The following is a 16,392-nucleotide window of genomic DNA, read 5'->3' as shown; positions in this document are numbered from 1 at the left end:
TTGTTCAACGCCATTTTGTCCATACGTCATCACTAATGATAAAGGAGGCGCTAAAAATGAGCGTAAATGTAAATGTGAAACAGCAAGATGCACAAAAAATCGGGGGAGAGCTGCCTAAAGCAAAACTTCAAGGCTCTGATGTTTTCATTCAGTCATTGCAAAATGAAGGTGTTGATATGATTTTTGGCTACCCCGGCGGTGCCGTTTTGCCACTCTATGACGCCCTGTACAAAAATCCTATTCCGCATATTCTTGCAAGACATGAACAGGGCGCAATTCATGCTGCTGAAGGTTATGCAAGGGTTTCAGGTAAAACAGGAGTAGTGATTGCAACATCTGGTCCTGGTGCTACGAACCTGGTTACAGGCATTGCGGACGCGATGATGGATTCTCTTCCACTGGTTATATTTACAGGACAGGTGGCAAGTGCTGTAATTGGTACAGATGCCTTTCAGGAAGCGGATATTGTAGGAATTACACAACCGATCACAAAACATAATTACCAGGTGAAAAACGTAGAGGATCTTCCAAGAATTATACATGAAGCTTTTCATATAGCTTCAACAGGGCGGCCTGGACCAGTATTGGTAGACATTCCTAAAAATATTTCTAATGATGTGTTTCCTACAGCCGAAATTAAAGTAACTGAATTGAATCTTCCGGGTTATCAGCCTACTACATCACCAAACTTTCTGCAGATACAAAAAGTGGGCCAGGCGCTACAGCGATCACAAAAACCGCTCATTTTAGCTGGAGCTGGTGTACTGCACGGTAAAGCTTCCAAGGAACTGGTTGAGTTCATTGAAAAAACGGGGGTTCCGGTAACCAATACGCTTTTGGGTTTAGGAACTATTCCAGGTGATCATCCCCAGTTTTTAGGAATGGCGGGGATGCATGGTACTTATAGTGCAAATATGGCGATTTGCGAAGCGGATCTGCTTATCAATATCGGTGCCCGGTTTGATGATCGATTGACTGGCAATCTTGAACACTTTGCACCAAATGCAACTGTTGTTCATATCGATATTGATCCAGCTGAAATCGGAAAAAATGTCGACACTGCCATCCCGATTGTGGGGGATGCCAAGGAAGCCATTCAATCATTGCTTAAACTTGAAATTCAAAAACTTTCAATTGATTCATGGACGGCCTCTTTAGCAAAAATGAAGAGCGACTATCCTTTAAATTATTCAAATGTTTCAAAAAAGCTGCTTCCGCAGGAGGTTATCGAGCTTGTACACCGCCACACAAATGGAGATGCCATTGTTACAACGGATGTCGGACAGCACCAGATGTGGGCAGCACAATTTTATCGGTTTAACCACCCGGATAACTGGGTTACATCTGGAGGTCTTGGAACGATGGGATTTGGCTTTCCGGCAGCAATAGGAGCACAAATCGCAAAGCCAAATGAAACCGTAGTGGCATTTACGGGGGATGGCGGTTTCCAAATGACATTGCAGGAGCTTTCGCTGCTTCAGGAAAGCCAGCTGCCTGTTAAGGTTATTATTCTGAATAATCAGTGTCTGGGCATGGTACGCCAGTGGCAGCAGACATTTTACGATGAGAGATATTCTGAATCCCTTCTTCCTTCACAACCTGACTTTGTGAAACTGGCAGAAGCTTATGATATCGAGGGCTATAAAGTGGAAAATTATGAAGATGCAGATGAGCTATTTAAGAAAGTATTCGCATCAAATAAACCGGCATTAATCGACTGCCGTGTTGAGCAAATGGAAAATGTATATCCAATGGTAGCACCTGGGAAAGGGCTTCACGAAATGATAGGGGTGAAAGGATGAAACGAGTTATAACCACTACCGTTATTAATCAAAGCGGTGTGCTCAACCGCGTTACAGGCCTCTTGATGAAGCGGCAGTTCAATATTGAAAGCATTACAGTTGGCCATACAGAAAAAACAGGGATATCAAAAATGACATTTGTGGTGCATGTTGAAGACCAGCGCAAACTCGAACAGCTATTAAAACAGCTGCAAAAACAAATCGATGTGCTGAAAGTAAATGATATTACAGACAAAGCAATTGTTACGAGAGAGCTTGCGTTAATTAAAGTGCTCTCTCCTCCCGGGGTAAGGAGTGAAATTACCAGTATTATTGAACCTTTTCGGGCAACCGTTATTGATATGAGCAAGAATGTAATTACTGTTCAAGTTACCGGTGATCCTGAAAAGATTGAAGCATTTATAGACCTTTTAAGACCTTATGGCATTAAAGAACTAACTCGGACCGGAGCCACAGCATTTGTCCGTGAAAACCAAAAAGCACCGGCTCAACAACTATCTATCTTATAAAATCAGAAGAAAAATTAGGAGGAATTTACAATGGCTAAAGTTTACTACAATCAGGATATCAACGAATCATTATTAGAAGGAAAAAAGGTAGCGGTTATTGGGTACGGATCCCAGGGACATGCTCATGCACAAAATTTAAAAGATCTTGGTCATGACGTAATTGTAGGTGTTAGAAAAGGTAAATCATGGGATCAAGCGGAGCAGGATGGTTTAGAGGTTCAAACGGTAAGGGATGCATCCGAAGCTGCAGATATCATTATGGTGCTTCTGCCGGATGAACGGCAAACTGCAGTATATGAGGAAGAAATTAAACCTGGATTAAGAAGCGGAAAATCACTTGTTTTTGCCCATGGGTTTAATGTTCACTTTAATCAGATCGTACCGCCATCTGATGTGGATGTTTTCCTGGTAGCGCCAAAAGGGCCGGGACATCTGGTCAGAAGAACATTTGAATCAGGTGCTGGTGTTCCTGCACTGTTTGCAGTCTACCAGGATGTATCAGGTCAGGCGAAGGATACAGCTCTTGCTTATGCTAAAGGGATTGGAAGCGCCCGTGCAGGTGTACTTGAAACGACTTTTAGAGAAGAAACGGAAACGGATTTATTTGGTGAACAGGCGGTTCTGTGCGGCGGTTTAACATCTCTTGTAAAAGCTGGATTTGAAACATTAGTAGAAGCAGGTTATCAGCCTGAACTTGCTTATTTTGAATGTTTACACGAATTGAAACTGATTGTTGACCTTATGTATGAGGATGGCATGTCTGGCATGCGTTACTCTATTTCGGATACAGCTCAATGGGGGGATTTTGTATCAGGCCCGCGCGTCGTGGATGCAGATACAAAAGCCCGCATGAAAGACATTCTTACAGATATCCAAACAGGGAAGTTTGCTAAAGGATGGCTGCTGGAAAATCAGTTAAACCGTCCGGAATTTTCAGCAATTGTACGCCAGGAAGAAGAACATCAAATCGAAAAGGTGGGCAGAGAATTGCGCAGCATGATGCCATTTGTTAAAGCAGGAAAAAAAGACCAAAAGGAAGTGGTTTCTAGTGCGAAAAATTGATATTTTTGACACGACACTGCGTGATGGTGAACAATCTGCCGGGATAAATTTAAACACGGCTGAAAAACTGGAAATCGCAAAACAGCTTGAAAAACTTGGTGTTGACGTCATGGAGGCCGGATTTCCAGCCTCCTCACAAGGGGATTTTGAAGCGGTAAAAAAAATAGCCCAAACAGTTCAGTCTTCCATTGTTACGGGTTTAGCCCGGGCAGTCAAAAGTGATATTGATACGTCATGGGAGGCACTAAAATATGGTGCAGAGCCCCATCTGCATATCTTTCTTGCCACTTCGCCGATTCATATGACGCACAAATTAAAAAAATCACCAGACCAGGTGGTGGAAACTGCTGTAGATGCAGTGGCGCATGCAAAGAAGTTATTCCCGCTTGTGCAGTGGTCTGCTGAAGATGCTTTCCGTTCAGATCCTGATTTCTTGGTACGCATCGTTGAAAAAGTTATTCAGGCCGGTGCTACAACGATTAATCTCCCTGATACAGTTGGATACGCAACGCCTGCAGAATATGGAGCCATGTTTAAATATCTAAAAGAAAACGTAAAAAGTATTGATAAAGTAAAGCTTTCAGCACATTGCCATAATGATCTCGGTATGGCTGTCGCCAACACAATAGCAGCCGTTGAAAATGGTGCCGACCAGGTTGAAGCGACTATTAACGGTATTGGAGAGCGCGCAGGGAACGCTGCGCTTGAAGAATTGGCAGTAGCACTCCATATACGCAAGGATGTTTATAAATTTGAGACGAACACCAAATTTGATGAAATCAAACGTACAAGCCAGCTTGTAAGCCAGCTGACAGGAATGGTGATTCAAGCTAATAAAGCAGTTGTAGGTAAAAATGCATTTGCCCATGAGTCAGGCATTCACCAGGATGGAATGTTAAAAGAAAGAACAACTTATGAAATCATTACACCGGAACTAATTGGAGAAAACTCAACTCAAATTGTTCTTGGCAAGCATTCCGGACGCCATGCATTCAAAGACAAGGCAATCGCTTTGGGATTTGAACTGAGCGATGAAAAATTAAATGATGCCTTTAAGGCATTTAAAACGCTGGCGGATAAAAAGAAAGAAATATCTGAAGACGATCTGTACGTTATTCTGACAGACCAGCAAATTCAGGAAGAGGATACACCGGTTTATGAATTAAAATCAGTTCAGGTGCAGTACGGAAATGGAAGCATTCCTACAGCCTCGGTATCTGTGACCTCGCCAGAAGGAGAGTTTCTGCAGGAAGCATCTACCGGATCCGGGAGTGTTGAAGCAATTTGCAATACACTGGAACGCCTTGTAAAAGGAAAAGTTCATCTGCTTGACTATCGTGTAACCTCTATTGGAAAAGGCAGAGATGCATTGGGTGAGGCAGTTGTCAACTTAACGTATAACGGCAAATCAACAACTGGACGGGATGTTGCACAGGATGTACTGGAAGCTTCTGCGAAAGCCTACTTGAACGCGATCAATCGTCAGTTGTTTAATGAAAGAAACAGATCATTCGCCAAAACGGTTTAACAATAGCGAGGGAGGAATCATCATGGAGAAAACAGTAGCAGTATTGCAAGGAGACGGCGTTGGAAAAGAAGTTACCAAATCAGCTGCACGGGTATTAGAAGCCATTGGACGCCGTTTTGATCATTCGTTCCTCATTAAAAACGGGGTTATCGGTGGAGAAGCAATTGACCAGCATGGTAATCCTCTTCCAAAGGAAACGATCGAGCTGTGCGAGAAAAGCGATGCCATTCTGCTGGGAGCGGTCGGCGGTCCGAAATGGGATCAAAATCCTTCCCATCTGCGTCCGGAAAAAGGGCTGCTTGCCATTCGCAAACATTTTGGTCTCTTTGCTAATTTGCGACCTGTTAAAGCAGTGCCGGGTATGGTAGATGCTTCTCCATTAAAAGATCATCTGGTTAATCAGGTGGACATGATGATTGTAAGGGAACTCACGGGCGGCCTTTATTTCGGTGAACCAAAAAGAAAAACAGAAAATGGTGCAGTGGATACGCTGACTTATTCCAGAGAAGAAATCGAACGGATTGTAGAGAAAGCTTTTGAAATGGCCAGAGTCAGAAAAGGAAAAGTGACATCAGTGGATAAAGCAAATGTCCTTGAATCGAGTAAGCTTTGGCGCGAGATTGTAGAGGAAAAGAAAGCATTGTATCCCGATGTTGAGCTTGAGCATATTTTAGTTGATGCGGCTGCGATGAAGCTCATTACACAGCCTTCATCATTTGATGTCATTGTTACGGAAAATTTGTTTGGTGATATTTTAAGTGATGAGGCATCCGTTATCACAGGGTCTTTGGGAATGCTGCCGTCAGCCAGTATCAGAAGCGACGGTTTTGGTCTTTATGAACCAGTCCATGGATCGGCACCTGATATTGCAGGATTGAACCTAGCAAATCCCTCTGCTGCTATCTTGTCGGTATCTATGATGCTGAAATACTCATTTGGAATGAATACAGAAGCAGCAGCTGTAGAAGAAGCTGTTTACAGTGTATACAAGGATGGATATTGCACGACCGATGTGCAGAAAGTAGGTCATCGGGTGCTGTCAACGTCAGCATTTACTGAGAAAGTAATTGAAGAGCTTGAAAGAGAACTAGTATCTGATCATATTTTGTCCGCTTACGTGTAGCAAAGGGAGGAGTTACAATGCCAAAAACAATTATTGAAAAAGTGTGGAATGATCACATTGTGTATGAAGAACCGGGAAAACCGGACTTGCTCTATATCGATCTTCATCTTCTTCATGAGGTTACTTCACCTCAGGCATTTGAAGGGTTAAGATTGAATAACCGAAAAGTCAGACGGCCGGATTTAAGTTTTGCCACAATGGATCATAATGTACCAACTAAAAACCGCACAAATATTACAGATCCAGTTTCAAAAAAACAAATTAAAACACTTGCTCAAAATTGTCAGGAATTTGGCGTTCCACTTGCTCATATGGAGCACCCCGATCAGGGGATTGTACATGTTATCGGACCAGAGCTTGGACTGACGCAGCCTGGCAAAACAATTGTTTGCGGAGACAGCCACACCTCCACACATGGCGCTTTTGGTGCATTGGCATTTGGTATTGGGACCAGCGAGGTGGAGCATGTATTGTCCACCCAAACATTGTGGCAGTCAAAGCCGAAAACAATGGAAGTTAAGATCGTTGGTGATCTAGGATTTGGTGTTGCGGCAAAGGATGTAATTCTTGCCATCATTTCGAAATTCGGGGTTGATATTGGCACTGGCCACGTAGTGGAATATACGGGAGAAGCCATTAAGAAATTATCAATGGAAGAAAGAATGACAATCTGCAATATGTCAATAGAAGCAGGCGCAAGAGCGGGATTGATTAGTCCTGATCAAAAAACGGTAGAGTATCTTAAAGGGCGTGCCCATGTGCCTGATGGTGAGGCGTTTGATGAATTGGCAGACAAATGGCTGAGCTACGCGACTGACGAGGGAGCTCAATATGATCAAACGCTTGAAATTCACACGAGTGAAATTGAACCATTTGTAACATGGGGGACAAACCCTTCCATGGGGTCTGGGATCTCTTCTCATATTCCGTACGCAGGCGACTTTTCAAACCAATCAGAGCAGGAGGAATTGCTGCAGGCTTTGACATATATGGATTTAAAGGAAGGAACGCCGCTGTCATCCATTGAAATTCAACATGTGTTTATCGGTTCATGCACAAATTCCAGACTTAGTGATTTAAGAGAAGCGGCTCAGCTGATAAAAGGCAAATCCGTTCATCCGAATGTTACGGCCATTGTTGTACCCGGTTCCTTCTCCGTAAAGCTTCAGGCGGAAAAAGAAGGCTTGAATCGTATTTTTGAAGAAGCCGGTTTTGAATGGAGAGAATCAGGCTGCAGCATGTGTCTGGCCATGAATGATGATATTGTTCCGCCGGGTGAACGCTGTGCATCTACTTCCAACCGCAACTTTGAAGGGAGACAGGGAGCGGGATCAAGAACGCATCTTGTCAGTCCGGTAATGGCTGCCGCTGCCGCAATTGAAGGCCATTTTGTAGATGTTCGGAATATGTTAAGCGTACATGCGTAGAATGGAGGATAAGTATGGAACCGATTAATAAACACACCAGCATTGTGACCCCGCTTGATCGGGTCAATGTCGATACCGATCAAATTATTCCTAAACAATTTTTAAAAAGAATTGAACGTACGGGTTTTGGGCAATTTTTATTTTATGGGTGGAGGTTTAATGAGGATGGCTCAAAAAATGAATCATTCGTATTAAATAATCCGCTATATGAAGGTTCTTCTATTTTGCTTGCGAATGACAATTTTGGATGCGGGTCTTCCCGCGAACATGCCCCTTGGGCACTGCTGGATTACGGCTTTAAAGTTGTGATTGCCCCCAGTTTTGCAGATATCTTCTATAATAACTGTGTAAAAAACGGTATTTTGCCCATTCGGCTGGAAGAAAGGGAGATAGAACAGTTATTTAGAGCAAGTAAAGGTCATAAATATCAGATTTCAGTGGATTTAAAGGAACAGTTTATTCAGAGACAAGATGAAAAGAAAGTTGCTTTTGACATTGACCCTTATTGGAAAGAAATGCTGTTAAATGGCTGGGATGAAATTGCACTAACTTTTCAATACGAAAAACAAATAACAGAGTATGAGAAACAGCAGGCGTAACCAAATTCATAATTTGAGAGGATGATCCCCTTGGGAATTCACATGACACAGCGAGCTTATTTAAAGCAGCAGAACGTTTAAGCGAAATCGTACATCGGACACCATGCAAACAATCTTCTACATTAAATGAGCGAACCGGAAAAAATGTATGGATGAAACTGGAAAACCTTCAGCGGACGGGTTCATTTAAGCTTAGAGGCGCCTACAATAAGATCTCTCAGTTGACTGATCTGGAATGCAAACGGGGAATTATAGCAGCATCTGCCGGCAATCATGCTCAGGGTGTAGCGCTTGCAGGAAGAGAAAAGGGTGTTAAAGTAACCATTTTTATGCCTACAACAACACCATTTGCAAAGGTGGATGCCACGAGAGAATACGGGGCGAAGGTTGAACTGGTCGGGGAGACTTTTGATGAGGCATACCAGGCAGCATGTGAACACCAGAAAATGACTGGAGCCACATTTGTACACCCTTTTGATGATATGACAATTATAGAGGGACAGGCAACAGTAGCATTGGAGATGCTTCAGCAAAACCCTCAGCTGGATACCATTGTCGTACCCGCAGGTGGAGGCGGTTTGCTGGCGGGAACAGCTCTTGCTGTTAAAGCGATTAGACCGGATGTTTCAGTCATCGGCGTCCAAGCGGCAGCAGCTCCGGCCATTGCTTCAGCTTTTCACGGTCTGGACGAAAAACTCATTCCTTTTAAGGCGACCATCGCAGAAGGAATAAAAGTAAAATCGCCAGGTGAATATACTTCATCCATTATCAAAAATTATGTTGATGACATGGTTACTGTGTCGGAAGTGGAGATTGCAGAAGCCATATTATTTATGCTTGAAAGAGAAAAAATGCTTGTTGAAGGAGCGGGAGCAGCGGGCGTAGCAGCCTTGCTTAACCACCATATAACAGGCAAGGCAAATCAAGTGGGTGTAATGGTCAGCGGAGGCAACTTTGATGTGATCAAACTTGAACATTGCAGAAAAATTGTAGAAGACAATAAAAGAAAGCTTCAAAAGCAAAGAGCTATTATCTGATAACTGAACGTAAAAAAGCGCGATCACATCGCGCTTTTTTACGTTGTTCTTTTATCCAGCAGCCAGCAGACAAGCGGGATTGAAAGGGCATACCCCAGGTGGCCGATCGTCCAAAGAGTAAATGCAAATCCATTTAATGGAGCAGGCACATCCTTGATGGCTAATGCAGCAAGAGGAAAGTATAAAAAAATCGTGGGGATCGTTAAAGCAAAAGCAACAAAAAATTGATTTTTTACTGTATTGCCGATTTTATTTAAAATAACAAGAAAGATAATGCCGATTATGATCGATATAATTAAATGAAAAATAAATTCAATCCATTCAGGCCAGATATAATTGCCGACAATAGGAATAAAATCAACGTTTAATAAAAGGGTATATATTTTTACTGAGGTAACCGCCTCAAACCATTTTAGAAGAGCGCCCAGAATAATTCCTGACAAAATGCCTATTACAGAGCCTTTCATCACCATTAAAAGTCGTCCTCTATCCTTTGAGAGCTTTTATAAAATTTAAAGTTGCCTGTTGCAATGCGTTTTTTTGTTTTTTCTTCGATCCGCTGATTGCACTCCTCACATAAATAAGTGTGGATCGGTCGATTTCGCAGTTTTTTTGCTAAAGGGCTGAAATCATCTATAGATTCGATCTTATCGCATATTAAACACTTCACACGCATGTGGACACCTCCTGAAATAAAAAATCCGATAATATAAGAGTATTATACCATGACATGCAGGAGGTTGGTGATTAATGCAGATTTACCCTGGCGTTATGTTTTTCTTTTAACTTTTCAGGTGTGCTGCAGGTCATTTTATATTATAATAACTACATGAAATGGAAGGTGATGAAAATGGCAAACCGGGTAGAAGACCGGCTGGATCCAGTTTTATATGAAGAGTTTTTGAGCGAACGTTTTGTACAGCTGTCCACAATCGACTATCAGACCGGGGGACCAAATGTCAGCGCTTTGTCCTGGGTACATGCTAAAGACGAGTTGACCATTCTTTTTGCAGTGCATCATCGCTCCAGAATATTATCAAATATTTCAAAACAGCCGCTTATCGTCTTAAATATCATAGCCAACGAAACCTCATACTCAATCAGCGGCACAGCCAGGGTTAAGGGGTCAGCTTCTTCAGAAGTGCCTATTGGTCTTTCCATAATTGAATTAAGCATTAAAGAAGTCCGTGATGTGATGTTTTACGGCGCAAAAATAATTGCTGAACCGAAATTTGATAAAACCTATGATGAGGATGCAGCCAAAAAGCTGGATCAACAGGTAATGAATGAATTAAAAAAGCACTGACACTTGTTTCTTAATGTGTTCAGTGCTTTTGATTTTTTTACCAAAAAGTAGCGAGATCCCCCTCAAGTGCCATGGCTTTGTGCTCCAGTGCAGTAATTCAGGAGATATAGAAACTTTCTATGTCAGTAATTGGGTTATTGCGGTTTGAACCATCCTGGAAAAGAATATGAATCGGTCCATTTTCTTTTAAAGGCTGTCCATTTTTCGAGAAAGCGGCAACAAGGGTTTTTGCTTCTTCAATTGTGAAAGTATGATTTCCGTTTTTCGTTTTCACTGTCAGCATAGAAGCGTTTTCCTCAGGTTCTGCATTTTCAATGAATGGCTTAAGCAAAATGCCGAATGTGCCGTTTAATATTTTTTGTTTTTCAAATTTACGTTCTGTTTTAATCGTTGGAGGGTAGGTAGCCCCTTCTTGAATTTCTCTAGAAAAATGGGTTGCTACTGCTTTAGTGTATTCCTCAAGTTCATCAACTTCTTCGCGTTCCTCATCAAAATAAGTAGTTAAATCCACTTTACGATCATCGAAAATCCATACCCCCGGATCTAAAGTGATCGAGTATTTGACAAGTCCTTTTACTGGAATTGTATTATTCATAGCATTTCCTCCTAAATAAATCATTATTAAAAGTATACATTCGCCAATTACGCTTGTCACATAAAAATCATTTTCGTTTTATTTAAATCAAAAAATTTTACGTAATTATCCACATTCATCCGCTTAGCTAAGCTTGCAATTTAGACGCTAAAACGCTACACTTTATAAAAGAGTAACAGAGTTCAGCAACGGAATATTTGAAGATAACTGCCGTTGAAAATAGATGACTGTAATTTGCATGGAATGGGGGGATCAATGTGACATCTGAAATCAAAATAGATCATCGTGAAAAAGCATATTCTCTCTTGCGAAAAGACGCTGAGAAAATTGCCCAGCTGATAAAAGTCCAAATGGATAACTTGACGATGCCCCAGTGTCCATTGTACGAAGAAGTTTTAGATACGCAAATGTTTGGGTTGTCGCGTGAAATAGAATTTGCTGTTCGTCTTGGACTTGTAGATGAAATGGATGGGAAGACGCTGATGGATTCATTGGAAAAAGAGCTTTCAATCCTGCATGAGGCATTCACCAATAAGTAATTGTTTACCACTCAAACAATGTAAATCGATTGTTTGGGTTTTTTTATATCAAAAAAGCAGGATTTTTGACTTTTCAAATCGAATTATAATTTTAAAGATGGGATTGATACAAAATGTCGACCATTCTGAAACGAATGTTCAAAACGTATGACTACTCCTTGCTGATCGCCTATAGTTTGCTTGGGATATTTGGAGTTGTGATGGTGTACAGTGCCGGTATGGTGTATGCGGTAGAAGTAATGGATCAGGATCCGAATTTTTTCTACACTCTGCAGCTTAGAAATTTGATAATAGGGTTTATTGGTTTCAGTGTAATGGCGCTGATTCCGTATAAACTGTACAGAGAAAAGACGATGATGATTGTTATTTTAACGCTTATGTTTACATTGCTTTTAGCAGTACAGGTATTTGGTACAAACGTGAATAATGCTCAGAGTTGGCTTCAAATAGGTTCTTTTCAGCTTCAGCCTTCAGAGTTTGCTAAGCTGGGGATTATTGTATACCTATCGGCTATTTATGCCAAGAAATACTCCTACATAGATCAGTTTAACCGTGGGGTAATGCCGCCTTTGACCATTTTAATCGCGACTTGTTTTCTCGTTGCACTTGAGCCGGACTTTGGAACAGCAGCCATTATTTTTTTAATAGGGATGAGCGTCATTGTATCATCAGGAATGCAATTCAAAAGCATGCTAAAGCTTGCAGGTATTGGAGCGGGACTCATGGTGTTCTTCAGCGGACTCTTATTTTTATTTAAGAGGGATGGATTTTACCGGATTTTCTCAGAAGAGAGACTTGGCCGGATCGCAGCTTATACAGATCCTTTTGCTCATATCAGTGATAATGGCTGGCAGCTGGTGGGTTCTTACTATGCAATAGGCAATGGAGGCCTGTGGGGCAGCGGATTGGGGCAAAGTATTCAAAAACTTGGCTATCTGCCTGAACCGCATACTGATTTTATCATGGCCATAATCGCTGAAGAGCTTGGTATAGCTGGGGTAGGTTTCGTTTTGCTTGGCCTTGCGTATATTGTCCTTCGAGGTATATTTATTGGCATTCGGAGTAAGGATCGTTTTGGTAAAATGCTGGCAATTGGTATTTCAAGTATGATTGGGATTCAAACTTTTATTAACCTGGGCGGAATGTCGGGAGTTATCCCGATTACAGGGGTTCCTCTGCCATTTATAAGCTACGGCGGATCATCGCTGATTTTGCTGTCGCTGTCGATGGGGGTTCTGCTAAATGTTTCCATGTTTGTTAAGTACGAAGATCGATATCGTAATGAAGAAAGTGATCCGGCGCGTGCAGCAAATGTGAAAATAAAGGAAACACCACAATATCAACAACGAAAAACAAACAGGGGCTATTAGATTGATTATGCTGCCTGTTTGAACATCACGAAGGAGGCTTATTTCATTGAAGAATATAAGAAAAATCTTAGTAGCAAATCGCGGTGAGATTGCTATACGTGTGTTTCGGGCTTGTACAGAATTAGATGTGCGCACTGTTGCTGTCTATTCAAAAGAAGATAGTGGATCCTTTCACCGTTTTAAAGCGGATGAAGCATATTTGGTTGGTGAAGGAAAAAAGCCAATCGATGCTTATTTAGATATTGAAGGTATTATTGAAATTGCTAAACGTGCGAATGTGGATGCAATTCATCCGGGATACGGCTTCCTGTCAGAAAATATTAATTTTGCACGGCGATGTGAAGAAGAAGGAATCGTTTTTATCGGTCCTGATTCTGAACATTTAGATATGTTTGGAGATAAAGTTAAAGCACGTCAGCAGGCTGTTAATGCCGGCATTCCTGTTATACCAGGCAGTGACGGTCCGGTTTTAAGTGTGCGGGAAGTTGAGGAATTTGGAAAAGAACACGGGTTTCCTTTTATCATAAAGGCGTCTCTTGGAGGCGGCGGGCGGGGAATGCGAATTGTCCGATCAGCTGATGAGCTGAAGGAATCGTATGACCGTGCAAAATCGGAAGCTAAAGCTGCTTTTGGCAACGATGAAGTATATGTGGAGAAATACATTGAAAACCCTAAACACATTGAGGTACAGATTCTTGGGGATAAGGAAGGGACGATTATTCATTTATATGAACGGGACTGCTCCATTCAGCGCCGACACCAAAAGGTCGTTGAAGTAGCGCCTTCATTGTCTCTGACAGACGAATTGCGGGAAAAAATCTGTGAAGCTGCCGTAATGCTTGCCAAAAATGTCAATTATGTAAATGCCGGTACCGTGGAATTTCTCGTTTCACAGAATGAGTTTTTCTTTATCGAAGTTAATCCGCGTGTTCAGGTAGAACATACCATTACAGAGATGATTACAGGGATTGATATTGTTCAGTCGCAAATCTTAATTGCTGAAGGACATTTTTTACATAGTAAACGCATGGCCATTCCATATCAAAATGAAATTCAATTAAACGGATATGCCATTCAGTCCCGTGTCACTACGGAAGATCCATTAAATGGATTTATGCCTGATTCGGGCCGCATCATGGCCTACCGTTCGGGTGGCGGATTTGGTGTAAGACTTGATGCCGGCAATGGTTATCAAGGTGCTGAAATCTCAGCTCATTATGATTCACTGCTTGTTAAGGTCTCAACGTGGGCGCTTACCTTTGAACAGGCTGCTGCCAAAATGGTCCGTAATCTTCAGGAGTTCAGGATTCGGGGCATCAAAACCAACATCCCATTTCTTGAAAATGTAGTTAAACATAAAAGTTTTTTAACAGGAGATTATAATACATCATTCATAGATACAACACCTGAGCTTTTTCTTTTCCCACAGTCAAAAGACAGAGGAACCAAAATGTTGTCCTATATTGGGAACGTTACAATTAATGGATTCCCCGGTATAGAAAAAATAGAAAAGCCGGAGTTTCCTAGAGCCAGAATTCCTAAGGTTAATTTACTTGAGGCGCCTCCAGCAGGAACAAAACAAATTTTAGAAACTGAAGGTGCTGACGGATTAGTCAGATGGGTCAAAGATCAAAAAGACGTATTACTGACAGATACGACATTCAGGGATGCACATCAATCACTTTTGGCTACCCGTGTCCGTACAGTTGATCTTAAAAATATTGCTGACGCTTCCTCCCGGATGCAGTCTGATCTTTTCTCCTATGAAATGTGGGGAGGAGCGACATTTGATGTTGCTTACCGCTTCTTAAAAGAAGATCCCTGGATGAGGCTGTTAACACTTCGGGAAAAGATTCCTAATGTTCTGTTTCAAATGCTTTTACGGGCATCCAATGCCGTAGGGTACAAAAATTATCCTGATAATGTTATTAGGGAGTTTGTTCGAAAATCCTCCTATGCAGGCATTGATGTCTTCCGCATATTCGATAGTTTAAACTGGGTTAAAGGGATGGAAGTGGCGATCGAAGCGGTTCGGGATTCCGGGAAACTTGCAGAAGCTGCCATCTGTTACACGGGTGACATACTTGATCCAAGCCGGGCAAAATATGACCTTGATTACTACAAATCTCTAGCAAGAGAGCTTGAAGCCCAGGGTGCACATATTCTGGCCATAAAGGATATGGCAGGATTACTTAAGCCTGAAGCGGCATACCGCTTAATTTCAGAATTAAAAGCAACGGTTGACCTGCCAATTCATCTGCACACACATGATACAAGCGGAAACGGCATCTATCAATATGCAAAGGCGGTTGAGGCTGGAGTTGATATTGTCGACACAGCGCTGGGATCTATGGGCGGATTAACTTCTCAGCCAAGTTCAAGCACTTTGTATTATGCACTCGGAGGGACCGGCCGCAACATTAAGATGGACGTAAATCATGCAGAGACATTGTCGCACTACTGGGAGGATGTCCGGAAGTATTATAAAGATTTTGAGAGCGGAATGAATTCCCCGCACTCAGAAATTTATAAACATGAAATGCCAGGAGGCCAGTACAGCAATCTTCAACAGCAAGCAAAAGCCGTGGGGCTTGGTTCGCGCTGGGAAGAAGTAAAAGATATGTACGCCAGAGTAAATCAGTTGTTCGGTGATATTGTAAAGGTAACTCCTTCATCCAAGGTTGTAGGGGACATGGCTTTATTCATGGTACAAAATGATCTCGATGAAGTAAGTGTAATTGATAAAGGTAAATCAATTGATTTTCCAGATTCAGTAATTGAACTGTTCTCCGGCTATTTAGGGCAGCCGCACGGAGGATTTCCTGAAGAACTTCAAAAAGTCATTTTAAAAGGAAAAGAACCGATCACGGTGCGTCCCGGAGAGCTGCTGGAAGATGTGGATTTTGATAATCTAAAAGAAGAATTGTATAAAGAACTTGGAAGACCGATTACAAATTTTGATGCTATTGCCCATGCGCTTTATCCTAAGGTATTTAAAGAATATACAGATACTAACCAGCAGTTTGGGGATGTTTCTGTTATTGATACGCCAACGTTTTTTTATGGAATGAGGCTGGGAGAAGAAATCGATGTTGAAATAGAAACCGGCAAGACTCTGATCCTTAAATTAGTTTCGGTTGGTGAAGCAAGGCCGGATGGAACAAGGGTCCTTTACTTTGATTTAAATGGTCAGCAGCGCGAAGTAGTGATCAAGGATGAAAACATTAAAGCTACTGTTGCCGCAAAACAAAAAGCAGATCCTAAAAATGAGGAAGAGCTTGGTGCCACGATGCCAGGAACCGTTATAAAAGTAGTAGTCAGCTCAGGTGATGAAGTAAGGCAGGGAGATCATCTGATTATTACAGAAGCTATGAAAATGGAAACAACCGTTCAAGCACCATTTAATGGAACAATTCAAGACATTCTGGTTTCAGACGGGGAAACACTGAGTCCGGGAGACCTGCTTATTAAATTGAAAAAGAAATAAAAAAGAAC

At 41.9% G+C, this 16,392-nt stretch carries 15 protein-coding genes; 12 read left to right on the top strand and 3 right to left on the bottom strand.

Annotated elements, in window-relative coordinates; genetic code table 11:
- Positions 1-56 precede the first annotated feature (56 nt).
- The 8 genes from ilvB to E2R51_RS05475 all read left to right on the top strand — a co-directional run bounded on the left by ilvB (position 57) and on the right by E2R51_RS05475 (position 9,087).
- Positions 57-1,802, top strand: a complete 1,746-nt coding sequence (ilvB, locus tag E2R51_RS05510; RefSeq protein ID WP_133376008.1) for a biosynthetic-type acetolactate synthase large subunit — start codon at positions 57-59, stop codon at positions 1,800-1,802.
- Entirely contained in the window at positions 1,799-2,311 is a 513-nt protein-coding gene (ilvN, locus tag E2R51_RS05505) for an acetolactate synthase small subunit (protein WP_133376007.1), read from the top strand. Before ilvB ends, ilvN begins: the two co-directional genes overlap by 4 nt.
- A gap of 30 nt (positions 2,312-2,341) precedes the next feature.
- Positions 2,342-3,373, top strand: a complete 1,032-nt coding sequence (gene ilvC / locus E2R51_RS05500) for a ketol-acid reductoisomerase (RefSeq protein ID WP_133376006.1) — start codon at positions 2,342-2,344, stop codon at positions 3,371-3,373.
- A complete protein-coding gene (locus tag E2R51_RS05495) occupies positions 3,360-4,901 on the top strand; it encodes a 2-isopropylmalate synthase (protein WP_133376005.1) in 1,542 nt (513 codons plus the stop codon). The genes ilvC and E2R51_RS05495 overlap by 14 nt, the downstream gene beginning before the upstream one ends.
- A 22-nt stretch (positions 4,902-4,923) precedes the next feature.
- Entirely contained in the window at positions 4,924-6,024 is a 1,101-nt protein-coding gene (gene leuB / locus E2R51_RS05490) for a 3-isopropylmalate dehydrogenase (protein ID WP_133376004.1), read from the top strand.
- Between the two features lie 17 nt (positions 6,025-6,041).
- A complete protein-coding gene (gene leuC, locus E2R51_RS05485) occupies positions 6,042-7,451 on the top strand; it encodes a 3-isopropylmalate dehydratase large subunit (protein ID WP_133376003.1) in 1,410 nt (469 codons plus the stop codon).
- A 14-nt stretch (positions 7,452-7,465) separates the two neighbouring features.
- A complete protein-coding gene (gene leuD / locus E2R51_RS05480; protein ID WP_133376002.1) occupies positions 7,466-8,050 on the top strand; it encodes a 3-isopropylmalate dehydratase small subunit in 585 nt (194 codons plus the stop codon).
- A gap of 86 nt (positions 8,051-8,136) precedes the next feature.
- Positions 8,137-9,087, top strand: coding sequence for a threonine ammonia-lyase (locus E2R51_RS05475; RefSeq protein WP_133376001.1), 951 nt, complete (start codon positions 8,137-8,139; stop codon positions 9,085-9,087).
- Between the two features lie 38 nt (positions 9,088-9,125).
- Here E2R51_RS05475 and E2R51_RS05470 read toward each other — a convergent pair whose 3' ends face one another.
- Positions 9,126-9,560, bottom strand: coding sequence for a hypothetical protein (locus E2R51_RS05470; RefSeq protein ID WP_133376000.1), 435 nt, complete (start codon positions 9,558-9,560; stop codon positions 9,126-9,128).
- A complete protein-coding gene (locus E2R51_RS05465) occupies positions 9,560-9,763 on the bottom strand; it encodes a YlaI family protein (RefSeq protein ID WP_133375999.1) in 204 nt (67 codons plus the stop codon). The genes E2R51_RS05470 and E2R51_RS05465 overlap by 1 nt, the downstream gene beginning before the upstream one ends.
- A 174-nt stretch (positions 9,764-9,937) precedes the next feature.
- Between E2R51_RS05465 and E2R51_RS05460 the strand changes: the two genes are divergently transcribed.
- Positions 9,938-10,393 (top strand): pyridoxamine 5'-phosphate oxidase family protein, encoded by a 456-nt coding sequence (locus E2R51_RS05460; RefSeq protein ID WP_133375998.1) that lies wholly within the window; start codon positions 9,938-9,940, stop codon positions 10,391-10,393.
- Between the two features lie 97 nt (positions 10,394-10,490).
- Here E2R51_RS05460 and E2R51_RS05455 read toward each other — a convergent pair whose 3' ends face one another.
- Positions 10,491-10,988, bottom strand: coding sequence for a peptidyl-prolyl cis-trans isomerase (locus E2R51_RS05455; RefSeq protein WP_133375997.1), 498 nt, complete (start codon positions 10,986-10,988; stop codon positions 10,491-10,493).
- A 257-nt stretch (positions 10,989-11,245) separates the two neighbouring features.
- On the opposite strand from E2R51_RS05455, the gene E2R51_RS05450 reads away from it, so the two are divergent.
- The 3 genes from E2R51_RS05450 (at position 11,246) to pyc (ending at position 16,384) form a co-directional block, all read left to right on the top strand.
- Complete coding sequence (locus E2R51_RS05450; protein WP_041057226.1) at positions 11,246-11,527, top strand: Fpa/YlaN family protein; 282 nt, start codon at positions 11,246-11,248, stop codon at positions 11,525-11,527.
- A gap of 113 nt (positions 11,528-11,640) precedes the next feature.
- On the top strand, positions 11,641-12,897 hold the full coding sequence (locus E2R51_RS05445; protein ID WP_240732962.1) for an FtsW/RodA/SpoVE family cell cycle protein: 1,257 nt from the start codon (positions 11,641-11,643) through the stop codon (positions 12,895-12,897).
- A gap of 46 nt (positions 12,898-12,943) precedes the next feature.
- Positions 12,944-16,384, top strand: a complete 3,441-nt coding sequence (gene pyc, locus E2R51_RS05440) for a pyruvate carboxylase (RefSeq protein WP_133375996.1) — start codon at positions 12,944-12,946, stop codon at positions 16,382-16,384.
- Positions 16,385-16,392: the final 8 nt, after the last annotated feature.

The organism is Jeotgalibacillus sp. S-D1, from assembly GCF_004358665.1.
Lineage (GTDB): Bacteria > Bacillota > Bacilli > Bacillales > Jeotgalibacillaceae > Jeotgalibacillus.
Note: the sequence above shows the minus strand (reverse complement) of the source record. Positions and strands in the feature narration are given on the sequence as shown.

Coding starts and splice junctions, on each gene's coding strand:
- E2R51_RS05460 (WP_133375998.1), top strand. CDS start 9,938: ATGGCAAACCGGGTAGAAGACCGGCTGGATCCAGTTTTATATGAAGAG.
- ilvN (WP_133376007.1), top strand. CDS start 1,799: ATGAAACGAGTTATAACCACTACCGTTATTAATCAAAGCGGTGTGCTC.
- ilvC (WP_133376006.1), top strand. CDS start 2,342: ATGGCTAAAGTTTACTACAATCAGGATATCAACGAATCATTATTAGAA.
- leuC (WP_133376003.1), top strand. CDS start 6,042: ATGCCAAAAACAATTATTGAAAAAGTGTGGAATGATCACATTGTGTAT.
- leuB (WP_133376004.1), top strand. CDS start 4,924: ATGGAGAAAACAGTAGCAGTATTGCAAGGAGACGGCGTTGGAAAAGAA.
- E2R51_RS05455 (WP_133375997.1), bottom strand. CDS start 10,988: ATGAATAATACAATTCCAGTAAAAGGACTTGTCAAATACTCGATCACT.
- leuD (WP_133376002.1), top strand. CDS start 7,466: ATGGAACCGATTAATAAACACACCAGCATTGTGACCCCGCTTGATCGG.
- ilvB (WP_133376008.1), top strand. CDS start 57: ATGAGCGTAAATGTAAATGTGAAACAGCAAGATGCACAAAAAATCGGG.
- E2R51_RS05445 (WP_240732962.1), top strand. CDS start 11,641: ATGTCGACCATTCTGAAACGAATGTTCAAAACGTATGACTACTCCTTG.
- E2R51_RS05470 (WP_133376000.1), bottom strand. CDS start 9,560: ATGGTGATGAAAGGCTCTGTAATAGGCATTTTGTCAGGAATTATTCTG.
- E2R51_RS05465 (WP_133375999.1), bottom strand. CDS start 9,763: ATGCGTGTGAAGTGTTTAATATGCGATAAGATCGAATCTATAGATGAT.